The sequence below is a fragment of the Streptomyces misionensis genome (genome assembly GCF_007896895.1).
Lineage (GTDB): Bacteria > Actinomycetota > Actinomycetes > Streptomycetales > Streptomycetaceae > Streptomyces > Streptomyces misionensis_A.
The window spans coordinates 1-16912 of the sequence record NZ_VOGW01000040.1 but is presented as its reverse complement, the minus strand read 5'-3'; the positions used below and the strand labels follow the sequence as shown (position 1 = coordinate 16912).

Annotated in this window: 16 protein-coding genes; 11 read left to right on the top strand and 5 right to left on the bottom strand. The window is 74.0% G+C overall.

What is annotated here, in order from left to right; translation table 11 throughout:
- The first annotated feature begins 496 nt into the window (after positions 1-496).
- The 3 genes from FRZ03_RS06535 (at position 497) to FRZ03_RS06525 (ending at position 2781) form a co-directional block, all read left to right on the top strand.
- Entirely contained in the window at positions 497-1381 is an 885-nt protein-coding gene (locus FRZ03_RS06535) for a helix-turn-helix domain-containing protein (protein WP_146464185.1), read from the top strand.
- A gap of 73 nt (positions 1382-1454) precedes the next feature.
- Positions 1455-2270, top strand: a complete 816-nt coding sequence (locus FRZ03_RS06530; protein ID WP_146464184.1) for an SAM-dependent methyltransferase — start codon at positions 1455-1457, stop codon at positions 2268-2270.
- Between the two features lie 43 nt (positions 2271-2313).
- Positions 2314-2781, top strand: a complete 468-nt coding sequence (locus FRZ03_RS06525) for an SRPBCC domain-containing protein (protein ID WP_146464183.1) — start codon at positions 2314-2316, stop codon at positions 2779-2781.
- A gap of 3 nt (positions 2782-2784) precedes the next feature.
- Here FRZ03_RS06525 and FRZ03_RS06520 read toward each other — a convergent pair whose 3' ends face one another.
- Entirely contained in the window at positions 2785-3957 is a 1173-nt protein-coding gene (locus FRZ03_RS06520; RefSeq protein ID WP_146464182.1) for a PP2C family protein-serine/threonine phosphatase, read from the bottom strand.
- Positions 3958-4527: 570 nt separating this feature from the next.
- Here FRZ03_RS06520 and FRZ03_RS06515 point away from each other — a divergent pair.
- The 3 genes from FRZ03_RS06515 to FRZ03_RS06505 are packed head-to-tail and all read left to right on the top strand — an operon-like array spanning position 4528 to position 6205.
- Entirely contained in the window at positions 4528-5208 is a 681-nt protein-coding gene (locus FRZ03_RS06515; protein ID WP_146464270.1) for a nucleotidyltransferase family protein, read from the top strand.
- A complete protein-coding gene (locus FRZ03_RS06510; RefSeq protein WP_146464181.1) occupies positions 5205-5477 on the top strand; it encodes a BON domain-containing protein in 273 nt (90 codons plus the stop codon). The genes FRZ03_RS06515 and FRZ03_RS06510 overlap by 4 nt, the downstream gene beginning before the upstream one ends.
- Positions 5474-6205, top strand: a complete 732-nt coding sequence (locus tag FRZ03_RS06505; protein WP_146464180.1) for a metallophosphoesterase family protein — start codon at positions 5474-5476, stop codon at positions 6203-6205. Before FRZ03_RS06510 ends, FRZ03_RS06505 begins: the two co-directional genes overlap by 4 nt.
- A gap of 8 nt (positions 6206-6213) precedes the next feature.
- On the opposite strand, the gene FRZ03_RS06500 is transcribed toward FRZ03_RS06505, so the two are convergent.
- Entirely contained in the window at positions 6214-7464 is a 1251-nt protein-coding gene (locus tag FRZ03_RS06500) for an MFS transporter (protein WP_186785278.1), read from the bottom strand.
- Between the two features lie 379 nt (positions 7465-7843).
- Here FRZ03_RS06500 and FRZ03_RS06495 point away from each other — a divergent pair, with 379 nt between their 5' ends.
- Entirely contained in the window at positions 7844-8185 is a 342-nt protein-coding gene (locus FRZ03_RS06495) for a DUF6343 family protein (protein ID WP_146464178.1), read from the top strand.
- A gap of 49 nt (positions 8186-8234) precedes the next feature.
- Here the strand turns inward: FRZ03_RS06495 and FRZ03_RS06490 are convergent, their stop codons facing one another.
- Entirely contained in the window at positions 8235-9017 is a 783-nt protein-coding gene (locus FRZ03_RS06490; RefSeq protein WP_146464177.1) for an SDR family NAD(P)-dependent oxidoreductase, read from the bottom strand.
- A gap of 139 nt (positions 9018-9156) precedes the next feature.
- On the opposite strand from FRZ03_RS06490, the gene FRZ03_RS06485 reads away from it, so the two are divergent.
- From FRZ03_RS06485 to FRZ03_RS06470, 4 genes are all read left to right on the top strand, one after another.
- Entirely contained in the window at positions 9157-9765 is a 609-nt protein-coding gene (locus FRZ03_RS06485) for a TetR/AcrR family transcriptional regulator (protein WP_146464176.1), read from the top strand.
- A gap of 358 nt (positions 9766-10123) precedes the next feature.
- Positions 10124-11233 (top strand): MFS transporter, encoded by a 1110-nt coding sequence (locus FRZ03_RS06480; RefSeq protein ID WP_186785289.1) that lies wholly within the window; start codon positions 10124-10126, stop codon positions 11231-11233.
- A gap of 342 nt (positions 11234-11575) precedes the next feature.
- A complete protein-coding gene (locus tag FRZ03_RS06475) occupies positions 11576-12487 on the top strand; it encodes a hypothetical protein (protein ID WP_261398640.1) in 912 nt (303 codons plus the stop codon).
- A gap of 178 nt (positions 12488-12665) precedes the next feature.
- Entirely contained in the window at positions 12666-16040 is a 3375-nt protein-coding gene (locus FRZ03_RS06470) for a pyruvate carboxylase (RefSeq protein WP_146464175.1), read from the top strand.
- Between the two features lie 32 nt (positions 16041-16072).
- On the opposite strand, the gene FRZ03_RS06465 is transcribed toward FRZ03_RS06470, so the two are convergent.
- Both FRZ03_RS06465 and FRZ03_RS06460 read right to left on the bottom strand, forming a co-directional pair.
- The gene (locus FRZ03_RS06465) at positions 16073-16573 is read right to left on the bottom strand and encodes a hypothetical protein (RefSeq protein WP_146464174.1); all 501 of its coding nucleotides are present in this window, start codon (positions 16571-16573) and stop codon (positions 16073-16075) included.
- Positions 16574-16749: 176 nt separating this feature from the next.
- On the bottom strand, positions 16750-16912 hold a 163-nt coding region (locus FRZ03_RS06460; RefSeq protein WP_261398648.1), incomplete at its 5' end, for a carbohydrate-binding protein.

Below are 16912 nucleotides of genomic sequence, written 5' to 3'. Positions count from 1 at the left end.
GCGGCAGCCGGGCCGTGGACACGGCCTGGTGCGGATCCTCGGCCACCAGCGGCGGGCGCGCCGCCATCGGCGGGCGAGGACCGGCGTCCTCGACGGAGGACCGGTCCGTGCCGATGTCGTGCAGCGGGCGGTGGAGTGGTCGGGGGACGGAGGGCGGAGCCATTGCCGTGCGCCTTTCGTCCGGCCTCGCGTGGGATGCGTCCGGCCGTGCGTGGTGGGGGGTGTCAGGCTCCCGGCCGTGCGCGCAGCAGACGGCACACCGCCTCGGACGAAGCCGTGCCGCGGCCCGGTCTCCCCCGACGGGCCACACCGCCTGCTCCTCGGTCGGCCGGAGCAGTCGCCCCACTTTCCCATCTGCCAACAACGCCTCGCAACCTGCGAGTTGAAAATTGCACACGGTCCCGTGCATGCTGCCCGCTCCGGGGACGCGTGCGCATGGCACGCCCGGCGCGACGGTGTGTGAGGGTGGACCCTGATGTCTGTTCCAGGGGGTGGGATGACCGCGGAGACCGACTGGGGCGGCGTCCCCTCCGTGCTGCGAATGATCCTCGGCCGGCAGCTGGAGCAGCTGCGGGTGCGGGCCGGACTCGGGTACGCCGAGGCGGGCGCCGCCATCGGGGTCAGCCACTCCACGATCCGCCGCATGGAGGCCGCCAAGGTGGCCCGGCTGCGGCTCGCGGACGCCGAGAAACTGCTCCAGGTCTACGGCGTCACCGACCCGCGGGAGATCGACACCTTCCTGCGGTCCGTGCGCGAGGCCAACAAACGCGGCTGGTGGCACGCCTACCGCGACGTCATGCCCGACTGGTGCGCCGCCCACCTCGGCCTGGAGCAGGCCGCGACCCAGATCCGCGCCTACGAGAGCCAGTGTGTGCACGGGTTGTTACAGACCGAGGACTACGCCCGCGCCCTGCTGCGCGCGAGCCATCCGCACGCGTCCGCCGAGGACACCGAGCGCCGGGTCGCCCTGCGCATGCGCCGGCAGGAACTCCTCGCCGGTGACGCGCCCCCGCGGCTGTGGGTGGTGATGGACGAGACCGTGCTGCGCCGCCCGGTCGGCGGCCCGCAGGCGATGCGCGCGCAGATCGACCACCTCGTCGAGGTCGGCCGGCTGCCCCATGTGACCGTGCAGCTCATGCCGTTCGCCCACGGCCCGCATCCCGCGATGCGCGCGTGCGCGTACCACCTCTTCCGGTTCCGGGCGCGTGAACTGCCCGACATCGTGCACGTGGAAGGTCTGCTCGGCGCCGTCCACGTCGACAAACCCGACGAGGTCGTGGCCTACCGCGAGGCGCTGGACCGCCTGAGCGCGCAGGCCGCGTCCGCCGCGAAGACCGAGACCCTGCTCGGTAGGATCCGCGAGGAACTCGACTCCCCTTGATCACCCAGCAGTTGGCACCACGCAGTGGGAACCACCACCGTCCACATCCCCGATCCGAATGGGAGACACGGCGTTGCCCGACAACGGATGGCCGGCCGACCGCATCGACACCCGACACGCCCACTCGGCGCGCATCTACGACTACATCCTCGGCGGCAAGGACTTCTACCCCGCCGACCGGGAGGCGGGCGACGCCATGGCCCGCGAGTGGCCCGCGTTCCCCGTGCACATGCGGGCCAACCGCGACTTCATGAACCGCGCGGTGCGCTGGCTCGCCGAGGAGGCGGGCATGCGCCAGTTCCTCGACGTCGGCACCGGCATCCCGACCTCGCCCAACCTGCACGAGATCGCGCAGGCCGTGGCCCCCGAGTCCCGCGTCGTCTACGTGGACAACGACCCGATCGTCCTCACCCTCTCCCAGGGCCTGCTCTCCAGCACCCCCGAGGGCCGCACCGCCTACCTGGAGGCCGACTTCCGCGACCCGGCGGCCATCCTGAACGCCCCCGAACTGCGCGAGACCCTCGACCTGGACCGCCCGGTCGCCCTCACGGTCATCGCCATCGTCCACTTCATGCTGGACGCGGACGACGCGGTCGGGGTCGTACGCCGTCTCCTGGAGCCCCTCCCGGCCGGCAGCCACCTGGCGATGTCCATCGGCACCGCCGAGTTCGCCCCCGAGGAGGTGGGCCGCGTCGCCCGCGAGTACGCGGCCCGCGACATGCCGATGCGTCTGCGCACGATGCCGGAGGCCGAGGAGTTCTTCGAGGGCCTGGAGCTGATCGAGCCCGGCATCGTGCAGGTCCACAAGTGGCATCCCGACGGCACGGGCGAACAGGGCATCCGGGACGAGGACATCGCCATGTACGGAGCCGTCGCCCGCAAGCCGTAGCGGACCTCGTACACCCCGCCACGGGTACCGCTACCCTGGCGGGGTGTACGCCACCCGAGTCGCCCGACACGTGCGGGCATCCCCGTGGACCGTCTACCGGGCCCTGACCGACGCGGCGGCGATCGTGGCCTGGCGGGTTCCCGACGGCATGAGCGCGCACGTGCACACCTTCGAGCCCCGTGCGGGCGGCGCCTTCCGGGTCTCGCTCACCTACGAGGGCGGGGGCGCGGGCAAGTCCGGCGGGCACACCGACACCTACCACGGCCACTTCGCACGGCTCGTCCCGGGCGCCCTGGTCGTCGAGGTGCTGGAGTTCGAGACGGACGACCGGGCACTCGTCGGCGTCATGACGCTGACGACGACGCTCACCCCGGATGATGGCGGCACGGTCGTGGAGATCCTGCACGAGGGCGTTCCGGACGCCGTCCCCAGGGCGGACAACGAGCAGGGCACCCGCATGGCCCTCGACCGGCTCGCGCGGCTGGTCGAGGGCCATGCGCCGGCCGACTGAGCACTAGGGATGCTCGACGCCCGCCGTGTCCTGCCGCACGGCGGCCTGCCCATGTCCACCATGGCCGTGGTGGCGGAGCCGGTCGACGGGCGTGCGGTGCAGCGCGATGAGCGCCGCGTCGTCCCCCAGCCGGCCGCCCGCGTGGGCGAGCAGATCGCGCCGGAGGTGGTCCGTCAGTGCCTCGGGACCGTGCTCGGTCCACCGCGCCACCCGCTCCGCCAGCGGATAGAACCGCCTGCCGGCGTCCCGTGCCTCGATCACCCCGTCGGTGTAGAGCAGCAGTGTGTCGCCGGGCTCGAAGGAGAAGACGTCCAGCGCGTGCTCGCCGCTCACCTGCACCCCGAGCGGCGGGGACGGATGCAGGCTGGGCACCGTCACCGCGTGCCCCGGACGCAGCAGCAGCGGCGGCGGATGCCCGCAGCTGGTCATCCGGATCACCGGCTCCCGGTCCGGGACCTCCAGCAGCAGCGCGGTGGCGAACCGCTCGCCCCTCTCCTCCTCCGACTCCATGTCGGTCGTGTACCGGGTGACGCTCTGCTCCAGCGCGCCGACCATGTCGTCCAGCGGCAGGTGCCGGTGGGAACTCTCCCGGAACGCGCTGAGCAGCAGCGCGGCCTCGCCGATCGCGGGCAGCCCCTTGCCGCGCACGTCCCCGATCAGCACCCGTACGCCCCCCTCGCTCCGGGCCACCGCGTACAGGTCGCCGCCGATCTGGGCCTCGTCCTCCGCCGCCAGGTACAGCGAGGAGATCCGCAGCGGGCCGATCCGCTCGGGCAGCGGTCGCATCAGCACCTGCTGCGCGGCCTCCGCGACCGTGCGCACCTGGGCGAGCTGGGCCTGGTGCCGCACGCGCAGGGCGCTGTAGATCACCAGCAGCACCGAGAGCACCGCGAGGGTGACGAAGAGCACGATGTGGATCGAGGTGGCGATGCCGGGCTGGTTGACGGCGACGAGGGCCTGCGCGATCAGGGCCAGCGCCGAGACGGCGGCCGTCGTGCGGGGCCCGGCGAAGGACGCGGTGAGCGCGGGGGCGATCACCAGGGCCGGGCTGAGGGGGATGTGCGGCGTCGCCAGGTCCACCACCGCGAGGACCACGATGAGGGCGATCGGCAGCAGCAGCAGGCCGTGCGTCCGCCGCCAGTGCCGGGGCGCCGCTGTCCCGGGCCGGAATCTCATGCCTACCAGCGTGCTCCCGGGTGGTACGAGCGGCCACTCATGCTCGCAGGTCACCCCGGTCGGGCCCGTTCGCAGGGCAGCCGCTGCGGGCCGTGTCGCCCCGGGACCGCCGGGTACCCGTAGCACCCCCGGTCGGCTGGGCACCGGGGCTGGGACACCGGGAAGGGAGGGTCCATGACGCACCACGGGGAGGAGACCGCGCCCGCGCGCCGGCCGCAGATCCAGGAGGTGACCGAGCTCCGGCTGCCACCGGACGGACCACGGCGAAAGACCCCGCCCGAGGACCGAGGCACCCTGCCGGGGGCGGACGCGCCGGACGTGACGCACGGCCGCGGGTCTCCCCTTGGGACCGACACGCCGGACGGCCGCGGCGCCCCGCCGGGGGCGGACGTGCCGGAGGTGCCGGACGCCAGTGCCTCCTCGCCGGGTGCGGAGGCGCCGGACGACCGCGGGAAGTCACCGGGCGCGGACGTGCCGGACGGCCGCGGCGCCCCGCCGGGGATCAACGCGCCGGAGCGGTCGGACGCCAGTGCCACGTCGCGGGGCGCGGAGGCGTCGGACGGCCGCAGGATGTCGCCGGGGGGTGACGTGCCGGACGGCCGCAGCGCCCCGCCGGAGGCCCACGCTACGGATGCGGCGCAGGACCGCGACGCGTCGCCGGAGGCCCACGCGCCGGATCTGCCGCACGATCGCAGTCAGGCCATTCTGGAGGCCGCCAAGCGGATCGGCGCCCTCCTCAAACGCGCGGGCCATCCCTTCGCGCTGGCCGGCAGCGTCGCGGTCTACGCCCATGGCGGCAGCCGTTACCTCCAGCACGACGCCGACTTCTGCGTGCTGCCCGACGACGCCGACGCGGTGGCCGCGACCCTGCGCGAGGCCGGGCTCGCCGTCCGCACCCCACCGGAGGACTGGCTGCTGAAGACCACCTGCCAGGGGCAGAACGTGGACATCATCTTCTCGCTCGCGCACGAGCCCGTCACCAAGGAGATGCTGGAGCGCGCGCACGTGCTGCCCGTGGACTCGGTGCTCATGCCGGTGCTCTGCCCGACCGACCTCATACGCAGCCTGATCAGCGCCTTCTCCGAGCACTACTGCGACTTCGGGGCCGTGCTGCCGGTGGCCCGCGCGGTGCGCGAGAAGGTCGACTGGGACGTGATCCGCGCCACCTGCGGCGACCAGCCGATGCCGGCCGCCTTCCTCTTCCTCCTCGAACGCCTCGACGTGATCGCACCCCGGGAGCAGCGGACATGACCGACGCAGCCGCACCACCGCCGGAGGGCGGGCTGGACTACCGCGTCGCCCACCTCGCCGAACGCCTGGCCGCCGGCCGGCTCGGCGAACTCGGCGTACGCCTGGAGACCCGGGGCGATGCCGTCCTGCTGACCGGCACCGTCCCGTCCACCGAGTGCCGGGACGAGATACTGCGCCTGGCCCGCGAGGAACTGGCGCACCACCCGGTCCACAGCGACCTGCTCGTCGCCGGCACCTCCTCGCCCGACCACGGAGAGGACCTGACATGATCCGCGTCGCGGCCGTCGGGGACATCCACATGGGCCCCGAGAGCCAGGGCACCCTGCGCCCCTCCTTCGAAACGCTGCCCGACTGCGCCGACGTCCTGCTGCTGGCCGGCGACCTGACCCGGCACGGCACGCCGGAGGAGGCCGCGGTCGTCGCCCGCGAGATCAAGGACCTCGGAGTGCCGGTGGTCGCGGTGCTCGGCAACCACGACCACCACGACGAACGCCCCGAGGAGGTCACGGCGATCCTCCGCGAGGCGGGCGCGCACGTCCTGGAGGGCCAGGCCGCCGTGGTCACCGCCGGGGACGCGCGGATCGGGGTGGCCGGCACCAAGGGCTTCGGCGGTGGCTTCGTGGGCCGCTGCGCGGGCGAGTTCGGCGAACCCCTGATGAAGGAGTTCGTCCGCTACACCCGCCGCTGCGCCGACGGCCTGCACGGCGCCCTGAAGGACCTGGACCAGTGGGACTGCGACGTGCGGATCGCCCTCACCCACTTCTCGCCGGTGCCGGACACCCTGGCCGGGGAGCCACCGGAGATCTACCCGTTCCTCGGCAGCTACCTCCTCGCGGAGGCCATCGACACCGCGGGCGCCGACCTGGCCGTCCACGGCCACGCCCACGCGGGCACCGAGCACGGCATGACCAGCGGCGGTGTGCGCGTGCGCAATGTCGCCCAGCCGGTGATCGGACAGGCCTTCCACGTGTACAACCTGCCGGGCCGGCCGGACTGAGGCGGGCGTCAGGCCGCCGTGCCCAGGGCCGCCCGTCCGGTGACCTCGCCGTCCGCCGCGGGCAGCGCCGACACCGGCAGCAGTCCGCCACGGCGGCGCAGCAGCAGGCCCGCGCCGACCGACGCGGCGATGAGCAGGCCGCCCGCGACGAGGGCGCCGCGCGCACCGGCGCCCTGCATGAGCAGGCCCAGCAGCGGCGGCCCGCCGAGGCTCCACACCGTGCCGACGCTGCTCCACACGCCGAGCACCCGGCCGCGCAGATGCGCGGGCGGATCGGTCTGGAGCACGGCCGTGCCCGCGGTGTCGGAGACGGACTCCACCACGGCCATCGGCAGCACCAGCACCAGCAGCACCGCGAGCGACGGCGACAGCCCGGCGACCGCCTGGAGCAGTCCGCCCGCCGCCGCGAGCAGCCCCACCGTGCGCACCGACGGGCGGCGCAGCCGGGCACCGAGGACCGCGCCGAGGATGCCGCCGACGGCCAGCACCGTGGAGACGGTGCCGAACGAGCCGGCACCGCCCGCCAGCGGGCCGGTGACGAGGACGGCGAGGGTGAGGCCGTAGTTGCGGCCGAAGACCGAGCTGATCCCGGTGATCCCGGCCAGCGCCATCAGCCGGGGCCGCCGCACGAAGTACGCGAGCCCCTCGCGCACGCTCAGCTCCGCCCTTTCCGGCACCGCCCGGGGCTCGGCCGCCGGCCGCTCGACGGCCCCGCGTACGGGCCGCAGGAACGGCACCACCGCCGCCACGAACAGGAAGGACAGCCCGTTGGCCGCGTACGCGGCGCCCGTGCCGAGGAGGGCCACGGTGACCCCGGCCAGCGCGGTGCCCGCGAGCCGTCCCGCGCTGTGCACCAGGGCGCCGACGCCGATCGCGGACGGCACGTCCTCCACCGGTACGAGGTCGTTGCCGAGCAGCGAGCACGCCGGGCCGTCGACGGTGGCGATGACACCGGTCACGGCGGCCAGCACCAGCAGCGACGTCATGTCGATGCGGTCCAGCGCCACGAGGAGGGCCGTGGTGAAGGCGACCGCCCCCAGCAGGGCCTGGCTGACGGAGACCGTCAGCTTGCGGGGCCAGCGGTCCACGGCGGCGCCGCCCAGCAGGCTGACGAACAGGGCGGGCGCCGCCTGCACGGACATCGACAGACCGGTGGCCGCCGCGGAGCCCGTGATGTGCAGCACGAGCAGGTTCTGCACCGTGAGCTGCATCCAGGTGCCGGCGTTGGAGACGAAGTTCGCGGCCGACCACCAGCGCATGCCGCGATGGCGCAGGGACCGCCACGGAGAACGCGAGGCGGGGGCGGTACGGGAGGCGGGCGTGGCCGAGAGGGGGGAAGAGGGCACGGCGGGGTACTCGACAACCAAGGGGTCGGAAGAGTGACCGACGGTGGCCTCCGGGCCGGCTGCGCTGCACGGCCGGACCACTCGGTCAGGGCGTCGACCATCGTGGCAGACGGCGGGGGACCACCGCCGGGAGCACCGGCGCCGGCAGCGCCGTACGACCCCCAAAACCCCTCTGGCGCACGTCAGTTGACCCCCCGCGTGGGGTTGCTCACAAGCCCGTCCGGTGCCGGTCCGCGGGCATCGGCACGGGCTGCGCGGAGGGACACCGCGTGGTCACCCGAAGGAGGCCCTCATGGCTGACGACCGGCACGGACGGCCGGCCCCGCCGGAACCCCGCGCACGCTCCGGAGCCGCCCGCCGCACGCCCCGTCCTACCCCCAGCGGCACCGAACCGGCCACCGCGCGCAGCGCCCTCGGCCTGCGGCTGACGCTGTCCGTCCTCTTCCTCCCCGTCTTCGCCGCCGCCACCGCGGGCTTCGCCGTCTGGGCCGCCCACCAGCGACCCGGCGACAGTCCCGGCGACGGCCCGCTGACCGTCCTCGCGGTGATCTGCGGGGTCCTCGCCCTGGCCGCGGCGCTCGACCTGGTCCGGGTGACGACCCGCAGGCGGCGCGAGGGCGGCCCGGACCGCTGATCCGGTCCCGGCGGTCCCGGCGGTCCCGGCCGTCCGACGACGAGGGGGTCTACGCCGTCTTGATCGCCCCGCCGTCGATGACGTGGTCCGCGCCGGTCGTCGCGGCGGCGAGCGGCGAGGCGAGGTAGGCGACGAGGGCCGCGACCTCGTCGGGCTCGACGAGCCGGCCGATGAGCATGCCCGTCGACCCCGGCAGTCCCGCCAGCAGCTCGGCGTGGGAGACGCCCAGGGCGGCGGCCAGCTGGGCGCCGTAGCCGTCCGGGCTCTCCCACATGGCGGTGCGCACCGGACCGGGTGAGACGGTGTTCACCCGCACGCCCCGCGGCCCGGTCTCCTCGGCCAGCGCCTTGCCGAAAGCGGTGAGCGCGGCCTTGGCCGCCGTATAGGCGATGGGGCCGCTGTGCGGAACGCGGGCGCCCACCGAGGACACGTTCACGATCGCGCCGCGGGCCGCCAGCAGGGCCGGCAGGGCGGCCCGGGTGACGCGGACGGTGGCGAAGAAGTTCAGGTCCACCACCTGCGCCCACTGCGCGTCGGTCACGTCGAGGAAACCGCCGGTCGCGTCGCCGTCGCCGCCGCCGACGTTGTTCACCAGGACGTCGAGGCCGCCCAGCTCGGCCACGGCCTCGCCGACCAGTCGTTCGGCGGCGTCCGGGTCGGCGAGGTCCGCCGCCACCGGTATCGCGCCGGTCGCCGTCAGCTCGGGCGTGGGCGTGCGCGCGGCGGCGACCACCCGCACCCCTTCGGCGATCAGGGCGCGCACCACGGCCAGCCCGATGCCCCGGCTGGCGCCGGTGACGAGGGCCGTCTTGCCGGTCAACTTCAGGTCCATCTCGTTCTCCGCCCACTAAGTGCATCTTGGATGTGGCAGTGACGCTAGAACATGCAACTCTCATGTCGCAAGTCCTAATTGACTTGCTGCGCCGTCGTATCCTCGTAGGGCCCTCGTCCACCCCGGAAGGACCCGCCCCATGGCGCTGCCCGCCGCCTCGAAACCGCAGCCCGACGACGCGAAGCCGATGCGCGCCGACACCGAGCGGACCGTGCGCGCGATCCTCGAAGCCGCCGAACGGGTGCTGTCCGTCGACCCGGCGGCCACGATGGAGCAGATCGCCGAGGCGGCCGGGGTGGCGCGCACCACCGTGCACCGGCGATTCGCCTCCCGGGACGCGCTGGTCAGGGCACTGGCCGCGTGGGCGACGCGGCGCTTCCACGAGGCCGTCGAGGCCGCCCGGCCGGAGACCGCCCCGCCCGCCGTCGCCCTCTACCAGGTCACCGTGAACGTGCTCCGCGTCAAGATCGCCTGGGGCTTCGCCATGGACGCCCTGCCCGTCGACGCCCCCGAGGTCGCCCGCGTGCACGCCGAGGTGCTCGCCCGGTGCGAGCGGCTGTTCGTCCGGGTGCGCGACGCCGGGCTGCTCCCGCCCGACGCCGACCTGAACTGGGTGCGGCGCGTCTACTACGCCCTCATGCACGAGGCCGCGACCCACGCCCCGGAGACCGACGCCGCCCTGGACGCGCTCGCCACCCGGGTCGTCGACACCCTCCTGTACGGCGTCGGCACCCGGGGCACCGCCTGACCCGGCCGCCCGGCCGCGGGAGGCACCGCGTTTTGCCCGTGATTGGCCGGGAGCCGGTCGCGAATATGCCAAACGCACGCTTCCGAATCCCGGATTCCGGGTGCAGGGTGAGTGCCGTACCGCCCCGCCGTGCCCCGAGGTCCGGAAGCCTCCCCGCACACGGCGGGGCTGGTTTCTGCACGCTCCGCGGCCGCGGGGCACCGCGGCCCGGTGAATTGTGTTGCGGTGCGGCCGACGCGCCCGGTGTGCTGGCCCCATGGACTCGGCGGAAAGCGCCACCGCACCGGCGCACAGGACGGATCGTGCGGTCGCGGGACGGGCGGCCTCCTGGCGCGCACCGGCGGTGCTCGGCGCGCTGATGCTGGCCGCCTTCACCTTCAACACGGCGGAGAACCTGCCGGTCGGGCTGCTGGAGCTGATCTCCGTCGACCTGAACGTCCCGCTGTCCGCGGTGGGGCTCCTGGTCACCGGGTACGGCGTGACGGTCGCGGTCGCCTCCGTGCCGCTCGCCCACGGCACCCGGGGCGTGCCCCGGCGCCATGTGCTCACCGGACTGCTGGCCGCCCTCGTCGCCTCCAGCCTCCTCGCCGCGCCGGCGCACTCCTACGGGCTGCTGCTGCTCGCGCGGCTGCTGACCGCCCTCGCGCAGGCGCTGTTCTGGGCCGTGACGGGACCGGTCGCCGTCGGCCTGTTCGCGCCCCGGCTCCGCGGCCGGGTGGTCGGGGCGCTGTCCGTCGCCGGTTCCCTCGCCCTCGTGCTCGGCGTGCCCGCCGGCACCTGGCTGGGGGGACGGACCGGCTGGCGCGTGCCCATGGGGGTGCCGGCCGTCCTGGGTGCCGTCTCGCTGGTGACGATCGCGGCACTGCTGCCGACCTCGCCGCCGGAGGAGGAGCCCGCCGCCTACGCGAGCGGCCCCGACACCCGCCGGTTCGCGACCGTGCTGGCGGCCGGTGCCCTCTCCGCCACCGGGGCGTTCACCGGATACACGTACATCGTCGGGTTCCTGGGCGGCGTCGCGGGGTTCTCGCCCGGTGCCGTCGACGTCCTGCTGGTGGTGTTCGGCGTCGCGTGCCTGGCCGGGGTGAGCGTCACCGGGGCCGTCCTCGACCGCTTCCCGCGGGCCGCGCTCACCACCGCCGTGACCACGCAGGCGGTGGGCATGCTCGGGCTGTACGCGGCCGGTGCCCGGCCGGTCGCGGCGGTGGTGTTCCTCGCGCTGACGGGCGGCGCCCTCGGCCCGGTGTTCATGACCACCCAGAACGAGATGCTGCGCTGCGCGCCCGGCCGGACGGACATCGCCCTCGCCGCCAACTCCGGTGCCTACAACGCCGGTATCGCCGCGGGCGCCGCGCTCGGGGCACTGGTCCTGCCGCTCCTGGAGGTGCGGGGCACGTTCCTCGTCGGCGGGCTGCTGACCACCGGGGCCTGCGCCGTGCTGCTCCTCGGCCGGCGGTCCCGCCGGCCATGACACCCGACACCCACGCCCCGGTCCACGGGACCGGCGTCCCGGGCGGCGGCGAGAGCACCTGTATCGGATGACGCCGGGAAGGGGGGAAGGGTTGCTTTCGCGCCGTTCCGTCCGTCTGTGGGGCTTCCCACCCGTTAAAGATCTTGACGGTGGCCGTGCGGCTCGCTGAACTGTCTCCCGGCCGTACGACCATGCGGCCGGGGGTACACGGGCATCCGTTCGGTGATGCCTGAAACGGGCTGACCACGGGAAGAGCTTCGTACGGCCGACCGCCGGACACGGGGCGAAGGGGGGCGATGTGCGGATGAGGGGTGCGTCGAAGGTGACGGGCTGTCCCGTCTCATGACCGCTGGGGAGCACCTCGACCGGCTCCGCCCGGCGGCGGCTCGCTTCGCCCGGTTCACGGGGCGCACGCTGCGCGGCGAGTGGCACGCCATCGTCGTCGACCCGGTACGGCAGCTCGCCCGGCGCGGACTGTCCGGGCTGCTGCTGGCGTTCGTCGCCGCGTTCGGCGTCATCTTCTTCCACGACATCGCCCAGCACCCCACCGGCGCGGTGTGGGTCACCCGGCTCGGCGGCGTCAAGGCCGACCTGCCGCTGTGGCTGTCCCTGCTGCGCACTCCCGTGTCGCTGTACGTCCCGGCGCTCGACCTGCCGGTCTGGGCCGGCATCACCCAGCTCTTCCTGGCCTTCGCCCTCGCCGAACTCACCCTCGGCCGCTCCCGCACCCTCGTGATCTCCTACGCCACCACGCTGGCCGGCACCCTCGTGGCCCGCGCGATGATCGCGGCGGGGCCCGACCGGTGGGGTTTCGGCCTTCCGGCGGAGTGCGGTCACATCCTCGACACCGGGCCCTCCGCGGCGGTCGTCGGCCTGTTCACGTACCTCTCGGTCGTGCGGCGCGCCCCCGTGGTGTTCATCCTGACCGGCGGCTCGATGGTGTGGGAGTCGATCGCCGTCCCGAACCTCGCCGGGCGCGAGCATCTGATCGCGGTGGGCTCGGCCGTCGTCCTCGGCCTCCTGCACGGTCGCCGGGAACGGCTGCGGGCGCTCGCGCGCTCCCTGCTCCCCACCCGCGCCCCCCTGCCGGGGCCGGCGCTCCCCGAGCCGACCGGGGGACCGACCCTCCCTACGGCTCCTACGGCTCCTACGGCTCCTACGGCTCCTACGGCTCCTACGGCTCCTACGGCTCCTACGGCTCCTACAACTCCTACGGCCCCTGCAACCCCTGCCCCTACGGTGCCCGTGCGATGACGTCCCTCGAACGCTGACCGGCCCGCGCGCGCCTGTGGCGCCGCACACATCCCCGGTGTGATGGTTTTCGCATACAGGCCCTGACGGGCAGCCCCTAGGGTTGCCGCGGGAAACGCGGGGCAGGGCACGGCTCACACCATGACGTTCTTCGCCGGCAGGCAGCTGAAGGGGATCCAGGATGTTCCGTAAGGTGCTGGTCGCCAACCGTGGAGAGATCGCGATCCGCGCGTTCCGGGCGGGCTACGAACTCGGCGCGCGCACCGTCGCCGTGTTCCCGCACGAGGACCGCAACTCGCTGCACCGGCTCAAGGCCGACGAGGCCTACGAGATCGGGGAGCCGGGGCACCCGGTGCGCGCCTACCTCTCCGTCGAGGAGATCGTGAACGCCGCCCGCCGGGCCGGCGCCGACGCCGTCTACCCCGGCTACGGCTTCCTCTCCGAGAACCCGGAGCTGGCCCGCGCCTGCGAGCAGGCGGGCATCACCTTCGTCGGCCCGGACACGGCCACGCTGGAGCTGACCGGCAACAAGGCCCGCGCGGTCGCCGCAGCCCGCGCGGCCGGCGTGCCGGTGCTCGGCTCCTCCCAGCCCTCCACCGACGTGGACGAGCTGGTGCGCGCCGCCGAGGACATCGGCTTCCCCGTCTTCGTCAAGGCGGTCGCCGGCGGCGGCGGGCGCGGTATGCGCCGGGTCGAGGACCCCGCCCAGTTGCGCGAGTCCATCGAGGCCGCCTCCCGCGAGGCCGCCTCCGCGTTCGGGGACCCCACCGTCTTCCTGGAGAAGGCCGTGGTCGACCCGCGCCACATCGAGGTGCAGATCCTCGCTGACGGCGCGGGCAACGTCATCCACCTCTTCGAGCGCGACTGCTCGGTCCAGCGCCGCCACCAGAAGGTCATCGAGCTGGCGCCCGCCCCCAACCTCGACCCCGCGCTGCGCGAGCGGATCTGCGCCGACGCCGTCCGCTTCGCCCGCGAGATCGGCTACCGCAACGCCGGCACCGTGGAGTTCCTGCTCGACCGGGACGGCAACCACGTCTTCATCGAGATGAACCCGCGCATCCAGGTCGAACACACCGTGACCGAGGAGGTCACCGACGTCGACCTGGTGCAGGCGCAGCTGCGGATCGCCGCCGGGGAGACGCTCGACGACCTCGGCCTCGCCCAGGACACCATCACCCTGCGCGGCGCCGCCCTCCAGTGCCGCATCACCACCGAGGACCCCGCCAACGGCTTCCGCCCGGACACCGGCCGGATCAGCGCCTACCGCTCACCGGGCGGTTCCGGCATCCGGCTGGACGGCGGAACCACCCACGCCGGTACCGAGATCAGCGCCCACTTCGACTCGATGCTGGTCAAACTCACCTGCCGGGGCCGGGACTTCAAGGCCGCCATCGGCCGCGCCCGGCGTGCCGTCGCCGAGTTCCGCATCCGTGGCGTGGCCACCAACATCCCGTTCCTGCAGGCCGTGCTGGACGACCCGGACTTCCAGGCCGGGCGGGTGACCACCTCGTTCATCGAGGAGCGCCCGCATCTGCTCACCGCCCGCTCCTCCGCGGACCGCGGCACCAAGCTGCTCACCTACCTCGCCGATGTCACGGTGAACAAGCCGCACGGCGAACGCCCCGACCTGTTCGACCCGTGGACGAAGCTGCCCGCGACGGCCGCGGGGGAACCGCCCGCCGGATCGCGCCAGCGCCTGGTCGAACTGGGACCCGAGGGCTTCGCCCGGCACCTGCGCGAGTCGCCGACGATCGGCGTCACCGACACCACCTTCCGCGACGCCCACCAGTCGCTGCTCGCCACCCGGGTGCGCACCAAGGACCTGCTGGCCGCCGCCCCGGTCGTCGCCCGCACCCTGCCCGAGCTGCTCTCCCTGGAGTGCTGGGGCGGCGCCACCTACGACGTCGCCCTGCGCTTCCTCGCCGAGGACCCCTGGGAACGGCTGGCCGCGCTGCGGGAGGCCGTGCCCAACATCTGCCTCCAGATGCTCCTGCGCGGCCGCAACACCGTCGGCTACACCCCGTACCCGACGGAGGTCACCGACGCCTTCGTCCAGGAGGCCGCCGCCACCGGCATCGACATCTTCCGCATCTTCGACGCCCTCAACGACGTCGGTCAGATGCGGCCCGCCATCGACGCCGTGCGCGAGACCGGCACCGCGATCGCCGAGGTCGCCCTCTGCTACACCGGCGACCTGGGCGACCCCGCCGAACGCCTCTACACCCTCGACTACTACCTGCGGCTCGCCGAGCAGATCGTCGACGCGGGTGCCCATGTCCTCGCGATCAAGGACATGGCGGGCCTGCTGCGCGCCCCGGCCGCCGCCAAGCTGGTATCCGCGCTGCGCCGCGAGTTCGACCTGCCCGTGCACCTGCACACCCACGACACCGCGGGCGGCCAGCTCGCCACCTATCTCGCCGCGATCCAGGCGGGCGCGGACGCGGTGGACGGCGCCGTCGCCTCCATGGCCGGCACCACCTCGCAGCCCTCGCTGTCGGCGATCGTGGCCGCCACCGACCACTCCGAGCGGCCCACCGGCCTCGACCTCCAGGCGGTCGGCGACCTGGAGCCGTACTGGGAGGGCGTGCGCCGGATCTACGCGCCGTTCGAGGCGGGCCTCGCGTCCCCGACCGGCCGGGTCTACCACCACGAGATCCCCGGCGGCCAGCTGTCCAACCTGCGTACCCAGGCCGTCGCCCTCGGCCTCGGCGACCGCTTCGAGGACATCGAGGCCATGTACGCCGCCGCCGACCGGATCCTGGGCCGCCTGGTCAAGGTCACCCCGTCGTCCAAGGTGGTCGGCGACCTCGCGCTGCACCTGGTGGGCGCCGGCGTCTCCCCGGAGGACTTCGAGCGGACCCCCGACCGGTTCGACATCCCGGACTCGGTGATCGGCTTCCTGCGCGGCGAGCTGGGCACCCCGCCCGGTGGCTGGCCCGAGCCGTTCCGCACCAAGGCGCTCCGGGGCCGGGCGGCCGCCAAGCCGGTGCCGGAGCTGTCCGCCGAGGACCGCGAGGGACTGGCCAAGGAGCGCCGCACCACCCTCAACCGGCTGCTGTTCCCCGCCCCCACCCGGGAGTTCGAGGCGCACCGGCAGTCGTACGGCGACACCAGCGTGCTGGACAGCAAGGCCTTCTTCTACGGGCTGCGCCCGGGCAAGGAGTACGCCGTCGACCTGGAGCCCGGTGTGCGGCTGCTGATCGAGCTGCAGGCGATCGGCGAGGCGGACGAGCGCGGTATGCGCACGGTGATGTCCACGCTCAACGGCCAGCTGCGCCCGATCCAGGTGCGTGACCGGGCGGCGGCCTCCGACGTGCCGGTGACGGAGAAGGCCGACCGGTCGAACCCGGGCCATGTGCCGGCCCCGTTCGCCGGTGTGGTCACCCTCGCCGTGGCGGAGGGCGACGAGGTGGCGGCCGGTGCCACGGTCGCCACCATCGAGGCGATGAAGATGGAGGCCACGATCACCGCCCCGAAGGCCGGCCGGGTGGCCCGGCTGGCCATCAACCGGATCCAGCAGGTGGAGGGCGGCGATCTGCTGGTCGAGATCGGCTGAGTCCGCGCCGGGGCGCCTGGGGCCGCGTGGCCTCAGGCGCGCGGCGAGGTGGGTCCGTCCCAGAGCGGGTACGACATGACCTGCCGGAAGCCCTGGGGGCGCGCGCCGGTGTAGGTCAGGTTCAGCTGGGTGTACCGCTCGAAGGACGGGTGCTTCTTCCACTGCGTGCCGCCGCTGAGCCGGATCTCCACCGGGTAGGGGCGGAAGGTGCCGGCCGCGCAGTACGGCTTGCAGTCGTTCACCCAGTTCGTGCCGGTGCCCCTGGCCCCGCCGGAGCCCCAGGACGTCCAGTGCAGCCCCTTGAGCCGGCTGTTGCCGTCACCGCAGGCCAGGATGAAGTCGGTGGGGCGGACGTTGCGATGGGCGAAGCAGTCCACCAGCACCCGCTCCCCGCCGGGGGCCTGTGCGGTCGCGGTGGTGGCCGGCGTGGTGGCTGGGGAAGGGGTCGGGGGACTGGCCGAGGCCGTCGTCCCGGTCGCGAGCAGGGCGCCCGTCACCAGGGTCACCGCCGTTCCCACCACAGTTCCGCGCATGGCCGCTCCCACCGTTCGTGCCGTGTCCGAGCAGGTGCCATCGACGCTACGGCGGTGCGGCCGTTTGCACCAGTCGCGCAGGTCACGCCGCGTGTCCGCGGGATTCCGGAACGCACGGCGGCCGAGGACGCGTGCGCGTCGGCGAACAGCGCACGCGTCCCCGGCCGGCCGGGGGTTCAGCAGGCGCCCTCGTCCTGCCACGGGCCCCAGGTCGAGGCGCCGGGCGTCTCGTTCTGGGTCCACCACTTGGCCTTCCAGTTGTGCCCGCCGTACGACACCTCGGCTCCGCCCGTGTACGCGGTGGTCGCGTTCCACGCGGTCTTGCAGGAGGTCGGGGTG